Source organism: Enteractinococcus coprophilus, assembly GCF_006716305.1.
Classification (GTDB): Bacteria; Actinomycetota; Actinomycetes; order Actinomycetales; family Micrococcaceae; genus Yaniella; species Yaniella coprophila.
In genome coordinates, this window is the sequence record NZ_VFOU01000003.1 from 74,345 (window position 1) to 92,032 (window position 17,688).

Here is a 17,688-nt window from a genome sequence, read left to right on the forward strand (position 1 = left end):
CCTGGACCGGCGATACAGTGGGGGCTGTGAACGATACAAGACAATATCTCATCGGAGATCATCCAGGGTTTGCGCTTGCTCGCCAAGCCGCGGCCGTATTGGCCGACAAATTCGGCACAGACCGGCACGACATCGGGGTGGTCTTAGGGTCCGGCTGGGCGCACACGATCACCGCCCTTGGCGAAGTCGTTGCCGAGGTGCCTTTCAACGACGTCCCCGGGTTGGATGGCGACGGCGTGGCCGGCCATGTCCAAAAGATCACCTCTGTGCGGCTAGCCGATGGTCGTCGAGTCTTAGTGTTTGGTTCGCGCACGCATTTTTATGCCAGCCGTGATGTCCAGGCGGTTGCTCATGTGGTCCGTACGATTGCCGCGGCCGGCGCCGGCGTCGTGGTGCTGACCAATGGATGTGGTGGCTTAGATCCACAGCTTGCCCCGGGTACCCCAGTGCTCATTGCCGATCACATCAACCTGACCGGGGTGACTCCACTGGTGGGCCCAGAATTTGTGGACATGACCGACGCCTACGCCGACCGGTTACGCACGGTTGCCAAACAGGTTGATCCAAGCTTGACCGAGGGTGTCTACGTGCAGTTCGCAGGCCCTCAGTATGAAACACCGGCTGAAGTAGCGATGGCTGCCAGGCTTGGAGGTGATCTGGTGGGCATGTCGACGGCGTTAGACACGATTGCAGCCCGCCACGTCGGACTCGAGGTGTTGGGCGTCTCGCTGGTCACCAACCCCGGCGCCGGGGTGACTGATGCGCCATTATCGCACGAGGATGTTCTGGCCGCTGGCGAGGCCGCAGCCCCACGGGTATCAAAGCTGCTCGCCGAAATTATTCAGGCAATCTAGCATGACCGACCCACTTGAAATAGCCCGCCAGTGGCTGGTATTGGATCCTGACAACGCAGGAATATTGACCCGAGAAATTCAGGCCGCAGAAACTGGGGACGATGCGGCGGTCGCTGCTGTGACCGCACGGTTTGCCGGGTATCTAACCTTTGGGACGGCGGGGCTTCGCGCCCCACTGGGCCCTGGGACGACACGGATGAATCGGGTGGTCGTGCAGCGAGCGGCTGCCGGGATTGCTGATTTCGCCAAGCAGTATATCGATATTCCCTCGGTGGTCATCGGTTACGACGCACGACACGGGTCTAAAGATTTTGCCATTGATTCAGCCGCAGTGCTGACCGCGGCGGGATGCCGGGTGCGGCTGCTGACGGCGCAGACCCCGACCCCGGTGTTGGCGTTTGCACTAAAACATTTCGACGCCGATATTGGCATCATGGTGACCGCTTCGCATAATCCACCCGCCGATAATGGCTACAAGGTGTATTTAGGCCCCCGACTGGTCGCCGCCGACGATACGGTCGGCGCCTATGGTCAATTGACGTCACCAACCGACCAGATCATCGCTGGATATATTCAGCAATGGAACACCGCCGCTGAGCTCCCGCCACGATCAGATAATGGTTGGGAATACGTCCCCGAGACAATCATTGATGAATACGTCGCTGCCGTTGCACAGTTCATCGCTGAACTGTCACCGACACTAACCCACCGACCGGGGCTCAAGATCGTGTATACGGCGATGCACGGCGTCGGGGGTGCAACATTTAGCAAGCTGTTGGAAGCCACCGGATTTGCCGTCCCGCAGCTCGTGGCGAGTCAGGCTGATCCTGACCCTGCGTTTCCCACCGTGGTCTTCCCGAACCCCGAAGAACCTGGGGCTTTGGACGAAGCTTTTGCCACTGCGGCTGCAGCTGCCGAAACCGATCTCATCGTGGCGCATGATCCGGACGCCGACCGTCTGGCCGTTGCGGTCCCGATCGAGGGTCAATGGCAGCGACTCACCGGTGATCAGGTGGGATTATTACTTGGCGCTCGGTTGATGCCGTATTTGGTCCACCACGATTTAGCGGCAGCAAATTCTATTGTTTCAGCACCACAACTCGCACAGTTAGCAGCCCAGCACGACGTGCACCATGAATTCACTCCGACCGGGTTCAAATGGATTTGTCGGGTCAACCGGTTGGGGTATGGCTATGAAGAAGCTCTCGGCTATGCGGTGGCCCCGCATCTAGTCAATGACAAAGACGGCCTGTCAGCTGCCATCGTGGTGCTTGATCTGGCCGCAGAACTCAAAGCGGCCGGTACAAACCTGGGGACCTATCTGGCTGAGCTGACCGATCAATTAGGGCCCACTCTGACCGACCAGGTTGCCGTGCGTGTGCCGTCCCCGAGTGTCGGCACGCTGCTAGTCGATGATCTCCGAGCCAACCCACCCCAGCAGCTGGCGGGTCTAGCACCGGTGACAACCATCGACTATCAGCAACCGGAAGTGCCACTTGGGCAACGCTATGGTCCAATGAATATGCTGGAATTTTCAACACAGGGACCACTATCTGCACGGTTGATGATCCGACCTTCAGGTACCGAACCGAAGGTCAAATGCTATATCTCTGTAACGGCTGCACCAGGAACTGCGATGGACACCGTGAGGTCCGTGCTGCAGCGCTTGCGGGATGAGGCAGCCACCATGGTCCAAGTTACTTAAGGAGAGTTTGTGTCCAACACCGCCCCACTGAGCCCCACGCAGGTGGATCAACTCGATGCCCAACAGTTGGCCTCGATGATCGATCACACCCTGCTCGCCCCCACTGCCACAGTCCAAGACATTGATCAGCTGTGCGACCAAGCAGCAGAATTTATGACCGCTTCGGTGTGTATCCAGCCCATCTGGGTGGCTTACGCGGCCAAACGTCTAGATGAGTCTCCGGTGAAGATCTGCACGGTGATCGGCTTTCCATCTGGCGCCCAGACCCCAGAAACAAAAGCCTTTGAGACCGCTCAAGCGATCACCAATGGTGCCGAAGAGGTTGATATGGTCATCAACCAAGCCGCAGCGCTGGTTGCTGACAAGGCCGCTTTGCTGCATGACATTCGCTCCGTAGTAGACGCTGCCGCAGGACATGACGTGTTGGTTAAAGTGATCTTGGAGACGGCAGCCCTCACCGATCAGGCCAAGATCTTGGCCTGTGAAGCCGCCCTCGAAGCCGGAGCAGACTTCGTCAAAACCTCCACTGGTTTCGGTCCAGGTGGAGCCACAGCGGCTGATGTCACCTTGCTGCGCAATACAGTCGGTCATGGCCTGGGTGTCAAAGCGTCGGGTGGGATCCGCACCCGTCAGGATGCCATGGAGATGCTCAAAGCTGGCGCAACCCGGCTCGGGGCCAGCTCGACTTACGCTATTCTTAGTTAACAACACATCATCGCACCGTCGACCACGCTATGCTGTCGACAGTAGAATTTCTGAAAGAACGAGGTGTCTCCCGTGATTCGTGACGGTAAACCGGCAAACTTCTCCGGTGAAGGCAATACCGCTGGCAACTGGTTGATCTATGGCATCACCCTGATCATTTTCCTTGTGAGCCTCTACATGCTGAACTTCCTGGAATTCGAGACCGTCTGGGTTCCAATGCTTGGCATCACCATCTTGGGTTCTCTAGCGTTCTATATCCCGAAGCAGATCACGGGCCGTTCCAATACGGTTGACCACGATTTCGTGACTGACCCAGCTCACGAAACACACTCACCGAATCTCTAAACACACTCTTATAAGAGTTAGTTAACAGCACCCGGGGTCTGTTGCCCCGGGTGCTGTTGTGTTTGTCGCACTATGCATATTTCACACCGGAATCTAGGCATTGATGCCCTGCGCGTCTTTTCCATTGCCATGGTTATCCTTGGGCACTCTGGAACCTTCGATGGCTCCGGTCTGCTATCCATCTGGCGGATGCCATTATTCTTTATCCTGTCAGGCTTCTTTCTGGTCCCCTACCGCAGATCGTTGCGTGTAGAAGTCGCCCGACGTTGGGAAACTCTTATCATTCCTTACCTGGCGTGGTCCATGGTGATTACACTGGTAGTGGTTGCTGTGAAGTGGAATGACCCAGCAGACATGCTGCATCAGCTGTATACGGGCTGGCGCGGGGGTACCGGACGCTCGGCTTTTTGGATGTCGTCATGGTTTTTGTTGACCTTGGCGGTTTCGGCGATCATTTTACGCTATCTGGAGCGTTCTGCGCGCTGGGTCGCCTGGACCGTAGGCATCGCAGGAGTGGTGGTCTCGAGGATTTTTGCCTACCTCCAAGATATTGAAGTCCTGGATGGGCATCCATTTGCTGACCTACCGCTGCGATTAGGCATCAGCTTGCCGGTAATCTTCTATTTACTCATCGGCCAAGAAATCCGTGCCCGCATCATGCCGCTGGTCCAAGAGCTCTCCGCGACTCGTGCCACCTCCATTGGCGTCGTCTTAATTATCGCGCCACTGGTCTTAACCCACCACTTCAGCATCCCTGCACACTACATTCACGCAGGTCGATTTGGTTGGCCAGTTATTACCCCGGCTATCGCGATCACGGTGACCATTGGCTTTATCATGATCTTCTCGACTTGGATCAACCGACTGCTGCATCGCTGGACGCTCCTGGGACAAGTCGTGGGGCGATTGGTGCGTACCGGTTCAACAGTAGTCCTATCCCATGGCTTAATTCTGCTGTGGATGCACTCAATTGGCTTCAATTCCAGCTCCCTAGGCGATCTATTCATACGGTTTGGGGTAGCCTTGTCCACAGCGTTTACCGTCGGGCTACTCCTCAACATGACACCGGCGGCCCGCGCACTATCTGGAGTACCCCAAGAACGACCAGTTCGCGTAGCAATCGCTGCTTAGATGTTGAAACGGATTTATGACCACCACCCGCCCAGCTCGAAATGTCGGAATCGACCTGCTACGCGTCTTTTCGATCGTGATGGTGGTCGTTGGTCACGCTGGCTATTTTCCGCACGCAGAACTCCTCACGATCTGGCGGATGCCACTCTTTTTCATGCTCTCGGGGTTCTTTTTCACTCCGGGACGCACGCTCGCTTCTGAGTTCACACGCCGTTGGGATACTCTGATTATTCCCTACCTGGCCTGGTCCGTTATTATTTCGGCCTGGATTATCACGGTTGAGTGGGGCCAGCAAGGCGTCATCCTGGATCATCTACATACCGGCTGGATGGGTGGTGCACGGCAGTCGATTTTTTGGATGGCGGCATGGTTCATCACGACCCTAGCGGGAGCTACGCTGCTGCGCCGCTTCTTAGAACCCTTAGGGTCAGCGGTGGTGTGGACCGTTGCGATCCTGGGAGTACTCACGTCGTATGCGTGCTACCGGTTGGTGATCAATGGTATTTTCGAGACTCATCCGCTGGTTGATACTCCCTTGCGACTGGGACTGGCGTGGCCGGTCATGTTCTATCTACTCGCAGGGGAAACACTACGCAAGCTGCTGATGCCCTTGGTCCGCAAGTACTCGTCACATGTTCTTGCCGCTCTGGGCGTGGTACTTGTCGGAGCCGGCCTGGCGATCACCTACACCACACCGGTGCGCGCCCATTACATTCAGGTAGGAGATTTTGGCACGATTGTTGCCACCCCGCTGATTGCGATTGCGGTGACAGCAGGTTTTATTCTGATCTTTGCTACCTGGGTTAATGACGGTTTACAAAATTTCCCGACCATCCAGGCAGGAGTCTCCAGGCTGGTGCGAACCGGTACCGCCGTGGTATTTATCCACGGGCTGGTCTTAGTCTGGATGCACCAGAATGGTTTTGGCGACGATAGCCTCAGTCATTTGTTGCTGCGCATGGGTGTAGCGCTGATCATCTCATTTATCATCGGGCTGATGATCAACACCACATCGGCCTCCAGGCTACTGTCCGGAGCACCCCGAGAGTCGAGGTTTTTCCGGGTACGACAAACCTCTTAGTTCTCTCCGAAGATCCTCGACAAGAACTCGCCTGCCCATTCCAAGAGCTCAGCATCGACGAGGTCTTTACCGGTGACAGCCTGCTTCTTGGGTCGAGGTACCATGATGGCTTTGAGCGGAGCGCGATGCACGGCCCCTGGATACATCCGTTTCAACCGCATGGCGCGCGATTCCGGAAGGTCCTCAACCGGACCAAATTTGATGTTCTTGCCCATCAGCATGACCTCGTGGATGCCGTATTCACGTGCTGTGTTTCGGAAGTTGGCTACCGCAACGAGGTTCTGTGCGGCTTCTGGCAGTTCGCCATAACGGTCTTCAAGCTCTTCGACAACAGCGTTGACCGCTGCAGTGTCTGAGGCCTGGGCCAGATTACGGTAGGCCTCTAGGCGCAGTCTCTCGCCTGGAACATAGTCGTGCGGCAGGTGCGCATTGACGGGCAGCTCAACTTTGACTTCGGGCGGTGACGTATCTTCTTCGCCTTTGAAGTCGGCGACGGCTTCACCAACCATGCGGATATACAGGTCGAACCCAACCCCAGCAATGTGGCCGGACTGCTCGCCACCGAGCAGATTACCGGCACCACGAATTTCGAGGTCCTTCTGGGCTAACTGGAGGCCGGAACCCAACTCGTTGTGGGTAGCCACCGCCTTGAGACGCTCCATGGCGGTCTCATTGAGTGGTCTGCTGGCGTCATATAAGAAGTAGGCATACGCGCGATCACGGCCACGGCCGACTCGACCACGCAGCTGGTGCAGCTGAGACAGTCCGTAGCGATGAGCGTCTTCGATGATCAACGTGTTGGCGTTGGCGATGTCGAGACCGGTTTCGATAATCGTAGTAGAAACCAGTACGTCGTATTCTTTTTCCCAAAAATCAACCATGATCTGTTCCAGCGTGGTCTCTGACATCCGACCGTGTGCGACAGCCACTCGGGCTTCTGGGATCAATTCCTGAATCCTGGCCGCTACTTTATTGATGCTATTGACCCGGTTGTGCACATAGAACACCTGACCTTCGCGCATCATCTCGCGTCGAATAGCCGCGGTAATCTGCTTATCGGTATACGGTCCCACATAGGTCAAGACCGGGTGACGTTGCTCGGGTGGCGTGGCCAACGTGGAGGTTTCACGAATACCGGTCATCGACATTTCCAGGGTTCGTGGAATCGGGGTCGCCGTCATGGCCAGGACATCAACGTTGGTGCGCAGCTGTTTGAGTTTTTCTTTATGTTCAACACCGAAACGCTGTTCTTCATCAATGATCACCAGACCCAGATCCTTGAATTGGATTTCCTGGGATAATAGCCGATGGGTACCGATCACCATGTCCACGGTGCCTTCAGCAAGACCGTCGATTGTCTCGCGGGACTCTTTTGCCTTCTGGAACCGCGAGAGCGCTCGCACAGTCACGGGAAAACCAGCAAAACGTTCGGTAAACGTTTCGGCGTGTTGGCGCGCCAGCAGGGTCGTGGGCACCAAGAGTGCCACCTGTTTGCCGTCTTGAATCGCTTTGAATGCTGCACGGACGGCGACTTCGGTTTTGCCAAAGCCGACATCTCCGGCAACTAACCGGTCCATGGGGACCTCGGTTTCCATGTCCTGTTTGACTTCTTCAACCGTCGTCAGCTGGTCTGGTGTTTCGATATGAGGAAAGGCTTCTTCTAGCTCCGCCTGCCACGGGGTGTCGGGCGAAAAGGCATGCCCGCTGGTGGCCATTCGTGCCGAATATAACTGGATCAATTCTCTGGCGATTTCTCGGGTTGCTCGGCGGGCTTTGGATTTCGTCTGCGCCCAATCTGACCCACCCATCTTCGACAGGGCCGGTGCATCGCCACCAACATACTGGCTGACTTGGTCGAGTTGATCGGTCGGTACGAACAGTCGGTCACCCGCACCTCCGCGCTTAGAGGGGGCAAACTCTAAGACTAAGTATTCTCGATACCCTTCTTCACCGGCAGTTGACCGTGCTCCGGCGACCTTACGACGCTGCAGCTCAATGAACTTAGCAATCCCATGTTGGTTGTGGACGACGTAGTCGCCTTCTTCCAAAGCCAATGGGTCTACGGCGTTGCGACGCTTGCGAGCTAAGGAGCGTTTTTCACCGCGTTGGGTACCGGCGGCTTGGCGTCCGAACAAATCGTATTCGGTGACCACAGCGAAGCGCTGCTCGGCCCACGCGAATCCGGCACCCAAGCTAGCGACGGTGATTTGAATGTGGGCCGGTTTAGTTTCGGCGATGTGGTCAACAACGGAAGCTGAATGGCCTGCTTCGTTAAATATTTCGGCTAGCCGACGTGCGGGTCCGGGCCCGTGGGTCGCGACAGCAATTGACCATTTATCGCGGATCCGATTCCCGACATGTTCCATGAGGGCGGGGACATCACCAGCGAACTGCGCCGGAGCGGTGAAGCCGGTGCGCAACGCGGTGGCATCAAAGGTGTCGTCCATGTCGAAGGCAGTAAACTGCCACCACCCTTGATCATGTTCTAATGCAAGACTGCGGGTATCCCCCAACGTCGCAAAACCGCCGGCTTCTTGCTGATTTTCTACCGGAGCGGCGAGACCTTCGCCTGCTGCTGCCCACGCAGCAGCAAGGAATTCCTCATTGGTCGTCAGGAGGTCATGCACTCGGGAGCGCACCTTTTCAGGTTCCACCACGATGGTGACGGACCCCTCCGGTAGCACTTCAAGGAATGATTCCATCTCGGTAACCAGTGGCGCCAGCGACTCCATACCTTCGACGGCCACCCCGTTAGACATGGGCTCAAGGATCTCCAACACATTGGGCATGGCCACCTGTAGATCGCGAGCCTTTTGCTGCACTTGTTCAGTCAGCAAGAGCTCACGGCACGGTGGAGCGTACATCAGCGTCGGTGTGGCCGAGCCGTCATCGGAGGTATCGACCAGTGAGCGTTGATCGGCGATAGAGAAGTACCGGATCTCTTCGATCTCGTCACCGAAAAATTCGATCCGATACGGGTGATCTGCGGTAGGCGGGAAGACATCGATGATGCCACCGCGGACTGCGAATTCACCGCGGCGCGATACCATGTCGACTCGCGAATAAGCGGCATTGGCCAGGTCTTGAACGACTTTGTTGAAGTCATAGAATTCCCCGACCCGTAGCAGGACCGGCTCCAGATCCCCCAGGCCCTTAACGATAGGCTGAACAATGGACCGGACCGGTGCGGTCACTACTTGCAACGGCGGTTGGCCGTCGCGTCCCGGGTGAGCTAATTTGCGCAGTACCGCCATGCGTTCACCGACGGTATCACTACGTGGTGAGAGCCGCTCGTGTGGCAGGGTCTCCCACGAGGGGAAATGCGCAACGGCAGCGGAGTCCATCCAGGCGGCTAGCCCTTGGGCTAAATCTTCCGCCTCGCGAGCGGTCGCCGTCACCAGTAGTACCACCGGGGCGGTGAACGATGAGCTGTGCAAAGACTCGGCTAGGGTTGCGGTAACAGCCTCTCTGGCGCCATCGGGCAGGGTCAGTGAGAGGTCTTTGGTTCGTTCGGGACGGGCAATGGAGGTCCGCATTGCGGCAACGGCACTATCGGCCTCCAGGAGATTTCGCAGCCCTGATAACACAGCGTCTTCAGACAAAATTTAACTTCCCGTTTTCTGGTAAGAATCACAACCGGCGCACCCATTAGCATAACGGTTTTCCTAGATGAATCGTCTACACTTGCGTTCTATCCACTGTTAGCGAGCAGCAGAGAGTGAACTCATGGCTTTTCAAGAATCCACCACCGTTTCCCACCCTCCACAGCAGGTCTTTGAAGGGATGATCAGCCGGGATTTCCAGGAACACGTTTCCAATGAATTCAATGCCAGTATCGACCAATTCATGGTAACGCCCCCGCAACCGGCCGCAAGCGACACGGTGAACGTCACGATTCATCGCGGTCTCGATGGCAGCCAGATCGCAGACCGGCTCCCTTCGGCGGTCCAGCGCTTTGCAAAGGGACGGGTACAAATAGAACAGACTGAGGCCTGGTCTGCGGCTAGCGCTGATGGCTCCCGCAACGCCAATGTGACCATCAAGGTGCCGTTAGCCAAAGCTACCGGCACAGCCACCATTAAACTTACGCCTACCGACGACAACACTGGCACGGTCGTCGACGTTGCCGGTTCTGTTGAATCAAAGATCCCATTCATGGGCTCAAAGATCGCTCAGATGGCTGAACCACAGGTCGGGAAAATGCTTACCGAGATGACCTCAAAACTGGATGCATGGCTCAAACAACACTAAACAGCGCGTTGTATATAGGTGACGGCGGGATGATGCTAACTCTGCTCATTCCGCCGTTGTGATCCTTAGGGTTTTTGGTGAAACTGGTTCTGGGTTATAGCCAGGCCACGTTCGATGAGGGATTCCACTGCATCGGCCGCCCGGCCGATATGCAGTGCCAGGGTTTGCTGCTCGGTTGAAGAAAACGGCCGCAGCACATAATCTGCCGGAGCCATTCTGCCGGGTGGCCGTCCAATACCGGCTCGCACCCGCAAATAATCCTTAGTGCCGATGGCCTGGGAGATGGATTTCAAGCCGTTGTGGCCGCCTTCTCCCCCGCCGCGTTTCAATCGCAACATGTCGTAGTCTACATCAAGTTCATCATGGACGACGATGAGATTCTCAGGGCCGACGTTGAAGAACTTCATCAGTGCTGCAACTGGTTTGCCGGAAAGATTCATATACGTAGCCGGCTTGGCGAGCACGACTTTTGGACCCCCAATGCCCAACCGGAATTCAGCCACGGCAGCGCCGGCTTTGTGCGTGGTCCAGCGTTCGGAATTTCGGTCTGCGAGTTCATTGACCACCATGTGACCGATGTTGTGTCGGGTAGCGGCATAGCGGTCTCCGGGATTACCCAATCCCACCACCAATACAGGACCGGTGGTGGGATCAAGTGCTCCGACAGTGCGAGTTGTCAACGGAAGACTTACTCAGCGTCTTCTGCTGCAGCAGCTTCTTCAGCTACGGTTGGGACTTCGCCAGTGGCGTCGTCGGTATCTTCGCCAAGATCCTGTTCAACGATTTCATCAACGGTAGCGATAAGGTAGTCGTCCTCAAGATCGATGGTGACACCTTCTGGCAGGATGACATCTGGAGCGTAGACGTGCTCGCCGGCTTTGCGGTCCGTGACGTCGATCTGGACGTGTTCTGGCAGATCCAGTGCGTCGGCTTCGACTGGGATAGAGGTGACGTCCAAAACGTAGGCGTGTTCTGGTGCTGGTTCGCCGATGACTTCGATCCATACGTCAACGGTGACGCGTTCACCACGACGCACCAAGATGAGGTCGACGTGGTCGACTTCTTCTTTCAGCGGGTTGCGCTGGATGTCTTTTGGCAGCGCCATTTCTGAGTTGTCACCTTCGGTGAGGCGCAGCAACTGGTTTGGGTTACGCAGTGCCAAGAAGCCTTCGTGACGTGGCAGCAGTAGGTGACGTGGTTCTTCACCGTGGCCGTAGAGTACGGCGGGGATGTAGCCGTCACGGCGTGCACGGCGGGATGCACCTTTTCCAAAATCGGTGCGAGTTTCAACGGCCAACTCGATGTAGTCAATAGCCATGGTTTTCCTCCTGTAGTTCGTACGGTGCGTTGAGCACTCGTGGTTTCCAGGCAGGAACTGCAAAACAGCGTCATGATGTTTGCAAAGCCTCGTCGATCACGGAGTGGCTGAGACTCCCTCGCCTGGGCAACGACTCACTACTATAGCATCCGAATATCGCTTTAACGAATTTGACCGCCACCATACCGGGGCGGTCAAATCCTCAACGTTTAACGTTTAGGCGTTGCCATCAAACAGGCTCGTCACGGAGCCGTCTTCGAAGACCTCGCGGATCGCATTGGCCAAGATTGGTGCGACTGAGAGCACGGTGAGGTTGTCGAAACGCTTTTCTTCTGGAATCGGCAGGGTGTTCGTCACGACGACTTCCGATGCGCCAGAGTTTGCGAGACGTTCTGCTGCAGGGTCCGAGAAGACCGCGTGGGTGGCAGCAATAATGACCTCTGCTGCGCCAGCTTCTTTCAAGATCTTCACAGCACCGGCGATCGTTCCACCGGTGTCGATCATGTCGTCAATCAGCACGCACACGCGGCCGTTCACTTCACCCACCACGGTTTTGGATTCGGCCTTATTCGGCTGGCTGAGGTCACGGGATTTGTGCACGAAGGCCAAGGGCGCACCACCGAGACGTTCGGCCCATTGTTCTGCAACACGAACACGTCCGGTATCTGGAGAGACCACGGTGACGTTGTTGACGTCGACGCGCCCGCGGATGTAGTCGGCCAAGATCGGGAAGGCAAACAGGTGGTCGACGGGTCCGTCGAAGAAGCCTTGGATCTGCGAGGTGTGTAGGTCCATCGACATAATACGATGGGCGCCGGCTGCCAGGTAGAGGTCGGCGATCATGCGGGCCGAAATGGGTTCGCGTCCGCGGCCTTTCTTGTCCTGACGGGCGTACGGATAGAACGGGGATACCACGGTGATGCGGCGTGCTGAGGCGCGTTTCATCGCGTCACACAACAGCAGTTGTTCCATGACCCAGTTGTTCATCGGTGCCGGGTGGGCTTGGATGATGAAGACGTCTTTACCGCGTACAGACTCTCCCGGACGGACATACATTTCACCGTTTGCAAAGTCGTAAGCGTCCAACGGCAACAACTCGGTGCCCAGGTGTTCTGCGATTTCTGCGGCAAGCTCCGGATGTGCGCGACCCGAGGCTAACACGAGCTTCTTGTTCTCATTGGTGACGATTTCGCTCAACCAAGTTCTCCCTAGAACGTATGGCGTGTTTTGGTGTTCCTCACTGTAGGTCGTCCTACAGCGCTCCAACAGTATGTTGGAAAATCTATGACTTGTCGCGTGCTTTCTGCGCAGCTTCCGCCGCGGCAGAGCCTGCACGACGTTCAAGGACCCAGTCTTCGATAATACGCTGGTCCATCGCGTTCATCGACAATGCACCAGGCGGCACGTTTTTGCGAACGATGGCGCCTGCTGCGGTGTAGGCGCCATCACCGATCTCGACTGGAGCGGTGAAGACGGTATTTGACCCGGTGCGAACTTCAGCGCCGATAACGGTGCGGTGCTTGTTCACGCCGTCGTAATTGGCTGTGATGTTGCCACATCCGATATTGGAGTTTTCGCCGATGTCAGCGTCGCCGACATAGCCCAGGTGCGAGAGTTTCGCGCCGCGACCAATGTTGACGTTTTTGGTTTCGTAGAACGCCCCGATTTTGCCGCGTTCTCCCAGAACTGTTCCCGGACGAATGTAGGTAAATGGTCCAACATTTGATTCCGGTCCGATGATCGCTTGAGTGGCTTCGGTGCGACGTACCGTGGCATTTTCCCCAACTTCGACATCGTTGAGCGTGGTGTCTGGCCCAATAGTGGAGCCTGTGGCGACGGTCGTGTTGCCGTGGAGTTGCGTGTTGGGCTTGATAGTCACATCCTGTGCCAGCTCAACATCAACATCGATCCAGGTAGTGGATGGATCAATAATCGTCACGCCGGAGCGCATCCAGCGTTCTGCGATGCGGCGGTTGAGTTCCGCACCGAGGGTAGCCAACTGGACGCGATCATTGACGCCTTCTACTTCCATGAGGTCATCTGTCACGTACGTTGCAACTCGACCGCCGGCTTCGCGAGCCAAGCCCAAGACGTCGGTGAGGTATTTTTCGCCTTGGACATTATCCGTGGTGACTTCTACCAGGCTCCGAGCCAGCATTTCGCCGTCGAAGGCATAGATGCCGGAGTTGATTTCGGTGATATCGACCAGGGTACTGTCGCCGGTTTCTTCGGCGATTTGCAAAGCGTCTTTATGTTCCACGATCTGTGTCACCAGACCGTTCTCGTCTCGCACGATACGGCCGTAGCCGGTGGCATCTGGGACGTTCGCGCTCAAGACCGTCACCGAGTTACCGGCGTTCTGGTGTTCTGCCACCAGCGCGGACAGGGTTTCGGGGGTAAGCAGGGGCACGTCACCATACGTCACTACGACGGTTCCGGAGACCGAGCCGATAGCTTCAAGACCCAGCTCGACAGCTCGTCCGGTGCCGGGGATCTCGTCCTGATCGGCAATGATGAGGTTGTGGTTGTGAGCCAGCAGGTGTTCGACGACGCGTTCGCGTTCGTGACGCACCACAGCGACGAGATGTTCGGGATTGAGATTCACTGCTGCATCCAGCGCATGACCGACCAGGGATCGTCCACCGATAGTGTGCAGAACTTTCGGAAGCGAAGATTTCATTCGTGTGCCGGCGCCGGCAGCCAGCACGATGACAGCCGCGGGAGAAGAAGAATTCAAGGAAATCTCACCTTTGATCGTAAGACACTATTTTCTCAACCGCGATGCGGCAGTTCCGCCCCCAGGATTCGAACCTGGACCACACAGCTCCAAAGGCTGGCGTGCTGCCGTTACACCAGGGCGGATTACTGATTGATCATCAGCACCTGAAACATTGTGCCACATTTGGTTGCAAATTCCGAATTCGGCCGTGTTCAGCGACGAAATCTGGTCGCTGAGAAGACTACCGGGAGATCTCAGAAACTCCGGCCTCTCGCAGCGATTCAACCAGTGCTGCTTTGCGCATGTTCGATCGTCCTGGAATGCCATGTTGCTTGGCGAGCTCGTAGAGTTCTTCTACGGTACGTTCTTCTAATGCGACTCCGACAGCGGGCTCAGACTGCTCTTCGACTTCATGTCCTGCAACATCATGGACGATGGCCGAGGTGGTGACGGCTTCTTCCAGGCCCGCGTTGCTCAGATTGCGGCCTGAGGCGAGCGTCTCTGGAAGCTGGGCATCTGACGGGAGCTCTCCCCACAGATTCTCGCGTGCGGGAGCTTGACGGAACATATTTGCTGCGTAGGTTCCAATGATGACACCGGCAACGGCAAGTGCAGCGAACCCGGCAAGCCTGCCGAACCGTGATGGGCTTTGGGACTGCTGAGATGAAGTCATGCCTCCATTATGACGTATCCGACCAGAACCTTGTTAGGACGTGGCGCGTGGTCATGCCTGAGTTACGCGTGGTCATGTCTGAGTCATATGAAGTGCGGTGCGAACGAGGCCCTCATGCGCACCGCGCTCCGCGGCTATGCGTGTGATTATTCGGTGAGTTTGTTGACGATAGCCTCGTTGAAAGCTGGTAGATCTTTCGGCGTACGTGAGGTGATGAGATTCCCATCGACCACGAGCTCTTCATCCGACCAGTTTGCGCCGGCATTGCGGAGATCGGTTTGCAAACTTGGATAGCTGGTCATGTTGCGGTCCTTGACAACGTCTGCTTCGACCAACATCCACGCCGCGTGACAGATAGAGGCAACCGTCTTCTCTGCATCAAAAAACGCTTTGGTGAATTTCACAGCGTCTTTGTTCATGCGTAGCTGGTCCGCGTTCTTAGTGCCCCCGGGCAGCACTAAGGCGTCGTAATCATTTGCGTTAGCTTCCGACACGTTGATATCAACTTTTTGAGAGTGATCACCACCCGACACTTCATCGGATTCTGGTGAAATCAGAACAGCCTCTCCCCCGTTTTCCACCACGGTGTCCCACGGTGAATACAGTTCGGAAGGCTCGTATCCGTTGGTGACGAGAAATGCTACGCGACGTCCTTGTAGGTCGCTCATGAATTCACTCCTAACGATTGAATGTCTTTTAACCGTAACGAGCTTCAGGGGTATTTGAAAGGTTGCGAGGTTCGCGGAACGGGAAGGTATTGACGACCCCGATCGCTTCCATCATCGCGAAAACTGTAGTTGGGCCAACGAATCGAAAGCCGTGGCGTTTGAGCTCTTTGGCCAATGCTACAGACTCCTCCGACTGGCTTGGCGGATTGCCATCCGCATCTAGCTTTGGGTCGAGCTCCGGCTGATAAGACCAGATCAGTTTCGCGAGTCCACCGGAGTCGCGAAGGCTGACGGTGGCTTGGGCATTGTTAATCACGGCGAGTATTTTCTGACGATTGCGAACAATGCTGACATCAGTCATTAATCGCTCAACATCATCATCGGTGTACTGCGTGATGATCTCTGGATCGAATTGATCGAATGCTTGGCGCAAGGCGGTGCGTTTTTTCAAGATCGTCAACCACGACAGCCCAGCCTGAAAGCTCTCTAGACTAAGTCGTTCAAATAGGCCTTGTTCATCTCGAACTGGCCGTCCCCACTCTTCATCGAAGTACTCCTGAAGCAACGGATGCGACACCGCCCAGCGTGGACGTGCTGTCCCGGTGTCATCAATGATGACGTTGATGTATTTAGGATGTTGGCGGCTCAGGATTCTCACCCGCTTCCAATGCGAGCAAATATCGTTTCGCTCGCGGGGTTCCACTGAATTCCCCCATCGTCCCGTCTGATCTGACTACCCGGTGGCACGGTTGCAGTAACGGCAGCGGGTTTTTAGCACAAGCGCTACCAACCGCTCGCGCTGCGCCGGGTTTTTCCAGCTCTGTGGCAAGTTGCCCGTAAGTGCGGGTCTGGCCATAAGGGATTGTCACTAGCCGGTGCTGCACACGAGTAATAAATCGATCAGCGGCATCCTTGTAGGTGGGCAGCTCAAAGGTCTTGCGGGTGCCTGCAAAGTATTCACCGAATTGCTCAGCCGCAAACGCTAGAGCATCATCATCACGTTGGACCGGCAGCGCAAACTTCACTTGCAGTTGCTCGAGAACTCTTTCAAAGTTCTGGTTCTCGAATGCCACCTGCACAATCTCTTGGCCAAGCGCCGCAACTAAGAGCGGGCCAATCGGAGACGGCACGAGCGCGTATCGAACGGTCGTAGCGGGGATGGTTTCAGACATTACGGTTCACCTCATTTGGACGCTGTTAACGATTATGCACGCATTCGCCATCGCAATGTGAGTTCCGTGCATTCAGTGTGGATAACACCTGTAACGCACTTGACAATTCCCTGAGAGCCAACTCATACTTACTTAAAGTCAATCTGACTTTAAGTAAGTATTCGCCCTTCGATCGCAACGGGGTACTGCGTGGTAAATTTTTCAGCGACGAGCGCTTCAGAACGCCGTTTTATGCCCCCGGCCGTTGCGGTTTCAACGGTGGCGTTTGCTCTCCATCCGCCCGTGGACGCCAATATTGCAGACCCGAATTCTGGCGAGGTGATCTCTACGTGGGGCGAATATGCGGGGCATGAGGGCGCACGTGAAGAAAACCTCACCACTTTGTGGTTGCCACTGGTACGACGAACACGTCCGCCCTTTGACGGACGTTGGGCGCTTCCCGGGGGCCCGATTCCCTGGGACGAAGATCTTGACCAAACCGCCGCGCGCACGCTGCATGAGGCCGTGCTGCGCTCGCCCGGATATCTCGAACAGCTCTACACTTTCGGAGCCACCAGCCGCTCGGCCACCGCCCAACGCTTAGTCACCGTGGCCTATTGGGGTCTTTATGGGGAACTTGATCTCCGGACTGTCCCGACCACGGAATCATCGCGAGACGTTGCTGGCGATGTTGCTTCAGCCACCCAGGACGCGGTCACAGAATTCTCCCAGACGCTGGTGTCGTCGGCAGACGCTAATGTCGCATGGTTTTCTATCGACCATCTGCCCGACTTAGCTTTTGATCATTCCGACATCGTCGACTATGCGGTCTGGCGTTTACGTCAGCGCACCGAATACTCGATGGTCGCCCACCGCTTTTTGGGCGAAGAATTCACCATGGCCCAGATGCGCCGAGTCCACGAGGCCATCCTGGGTGAACAGATTGACCCGGCAAATTTCCGGCGTGACATGCTGGCCCAGGGACAGCTTTTCGATACCGGTCGCGTGGAGCACGGTACCCCACACCGACCGGCCAGACTGTACCGCTTCAAAGACCAACCAGAATCCTAAGGCCCGACGAACATCT

The 17,688-nt window shown here is 56.3% G+C and carries 17 protein-coding genes and 1 tRNA gene; 8 read left to right on the forward strand and 10 right to left on the reverse strand.

What is annotated here, in order from left to right:
• Positions 1-26: 26 nt before the first annotated feature.
• From FB556_RS08370 to FB556_RS08395, 6 genes are all read left to right on the forward strand, one after another.
• Positions 27-854, forward strand: a complete 828-nt coding sequence (locus FB556_RS08370; RefSeq protein ID WP_246057315.1) for a purine-nucleoside phosphorylase — start codon at positions 27-29, stop codon at positions 852-854.
• Between the two features lies 1 nt (position 855).
• Positions 856-2,559 carry a phospho-sugar mutase gene (locus FB556_RS08375; protein WP_170200425.1) on the forward strand — a complete coding sequence of 568 codons (1,704 nt, stop codon included), beginning with the start codon at positions 856-858 and terminating at the stop codon, positions 2,557-2,559.
• A 9-nt stretch (positions 2,560-2,568) separates the two neighbouring features.
• A complete protein-coding gene (gene deoC, locus FB556_RS08380; RefSeq protein ID WP_342774665.1) occupies positions 2,569-3,264 on the forward strand; it encodes a deoxyribose-phosphate aldolase in 696 nt (231 codons plus the stop codon).
• A gap of 72 nt (positions 3,265-3,336) precedes the next feature.
• Positions 3,337-3,609, forward strand: a complete 273-nt coding sequence (locus FB556_RS08385) for a hypothetical protein (RefSeq protein ID WP_141866713.1) — start codon at positions 3,337-3,339, stop codon at positions 3,607-3,609.
• Positions 3,610-3,681: 72 nt separating this feature from the next.
• Positions 3,682-4,740: an acyltransferase family protein gene (locus FB556_RS08390; RefSeq protein WP_141866715.1), complete on the forward strand. Its 1,059-nt coding sequence runs from the start codon at positions 3,682-3,684 to the stop codon at positions 4,738-4,740.
• Between the two features lie 16 nt (positions 4,741-4,756).
• Positions 4,757-5,821 (forward strand): acyltransferase family protein, encoded by a 1,065-nt coding sequence (locus FB556_RS08395; RefSeq protein ID WP_141866717.1) that lies wholly within the window; start codon positions 4,757-4,759, stop codon positions 5,819-5,821.
• On the opposite strand, the gene mfd is transcribed toward FB556_RS08395, so the two are convergent.
• Complete coding sequence (mfd, locus tag FB556_RS08400) at positions 5,818-9,357, reverse strand: transcription-repair coupling factor (RefSeq protein WP_141867692.1); 3,540 nt, start codon at positions 9,355-9,357, stop codon at positions 5,818-5,820. The two genes, FB556_RS08395 and mfd, sit on opposite strands and share 4 nt — an antisense overlap.
• Positions 9,358-9,547: 190 nt before the next feature.
• On the opposite strand from mfd, the gene FB556_RS08405 reads away from it, so the two are divergent.
• Positions 9,548-10,072, forward strand: a complete 525-nt coding sequence (locus FB556_RS08405) for a DUF2505 domain-containing protein (RefSeq protein ID WP_141866719.1) — start codon at positions 9,548-9,550, stop codon at positions 10,070-10,072.
• 65 nt (positions 10,073-10,137) lie between these two features.
• On the opposite strand, the gene pth is transcribed toward FB556_RS08405, so the two are convergent.
• The 9 genes from pth to FB556_RS08450 all read right to left on the reverse strand — a co-directional run bounded on the left by pth (position 10,138) and on the right by FB556_RS08450 (position 16,622).
• Positions 10,138-10,752 carry an aminoacyl-tRNA hydrolase gene (gene pth / locus FB556_RS08410; RefSeq protein WP_141866721.1) on the reverse strand — a complete coding sequence of 205 codons (615 nt, stop codon included), beginning with the start codon at positions 10,750-10,752 and terminating at the stop codon, positions 10,138-10,140.
• An 8-nt stretch (positions 10,753-10,760) separates the two neighbouring features.
• On the reverse strand, positions 10,761-11,390 hold the full coding sequence (locus FB556_RS08415) for a 50S ribosomal protein L25/general stress protein Ctc (RefSeq protein ID WP_141866723.1): 630 nt from the start codon (positions 11,388-11,390) through the stop codon (positions 10,761-10,763).
• A gap of 216 nt (positions 11,391-11,606) precedes the next feature.
• Positions 11,607-12,587, reverse strand: coding sequence for a ribose-phosphate diphosphokinase (locus FB556_RS08420; protein WP_141866725.1), 981 nt, complete (start codon positions 12,585-12,587; stop codon positions 11,607-11,609).
• 85 nt (positions 12,588-12,672) lie between these two features.
• Positions 12,673-14,133, reverse strand: coding sequence for a bifunctional UDP-N-acetylglucosamine diphosphorylase/glucosamine-1-phosphate N-acetyltransferase GlmU (gene glmU, locus FB556_RS08425; protein WP_141866727.1), 1,461 nt, complete (start codon positions 14,131-14,133; stop codon positions 12,673-12,675).
• A 47-nt stretch (positions 14,134-14,180) separates the two neighbouring features.
• A tRNA-Gln gene (locus tag FB556_RS08430) sits at positions 14,181-14,252 on the reverse strand.
• Between the two features lie 98 nt (positions 14,253-14,350).
• Entirely contained in the window at positions 14,351-14,782 is a 432-nt protein-coding gene (locus FB556_RS08435; RefSeq protein WP_211344015.1) for a Rho termination factor N-terminal domain-containing protein, read from the reverse strand.
• Positions 14,783-14,928: 146 nt separating this feature from the next.
• The gene (locus FB556_RS08440; protein WP_141866729.1) at positions 14,929-15,450 is read right to left on the reverse strand and encodes a type 1 glutamine amidotransferase domain-containing protein; all 522 of its coding nucleotides are present in this window, start codon (positions 15,448-15,450) and stop codon (positions 14,929-14,931) included.
• A 28-nt stretch (positions 15,451-15,478) separates the two neighbouring features.
• The gene (locus FB556_RS08445) at positions 15,479-16,108 is read right to left on the reverse strand and encodes a DNA-3-methyladenine glycosylase I (protein WP_379985142.1); all 630 of its coding nucleotides are present in this window, start codon (positions 16,106-16,108) and stop codon (positions 15,479-15,481) included.
• Positions 16,080-16,622 (reverse strand): methylated-DNA--[protein]-cysteine S-methyltransferase, encoded by a 543-nt coding sequence (locus tag FB556_RS08450; RefSeq protein WP_141866731.1) that lies wholly within the window; start codon positions 16,620-16,622, stop codon positions 16,080-16,082. The genes FB556_RS08445 and FB556_RS08450 overlap by 29 nt, the downstream gene beginning before the upstream one ends.
• 189 nt (positions 16,623-16,811) lie before the next feature.
• Between FB556_RS08450 and FB556_RS08455 the strand changes: the two genes are divergently transcribed.
• On the forward strand, positions 16,812-17,672 hold the full coding sequence (locus FB556_RS08455; protein ID WP_141866733.1) for an NUDIX hydrolase: 861 nt from the start codon (positions 16,812-16,814) through the stop codon (positions 17,670-17,672).
• Positions 17,673-17,688 lie beyond the last annotated feature (16 nt).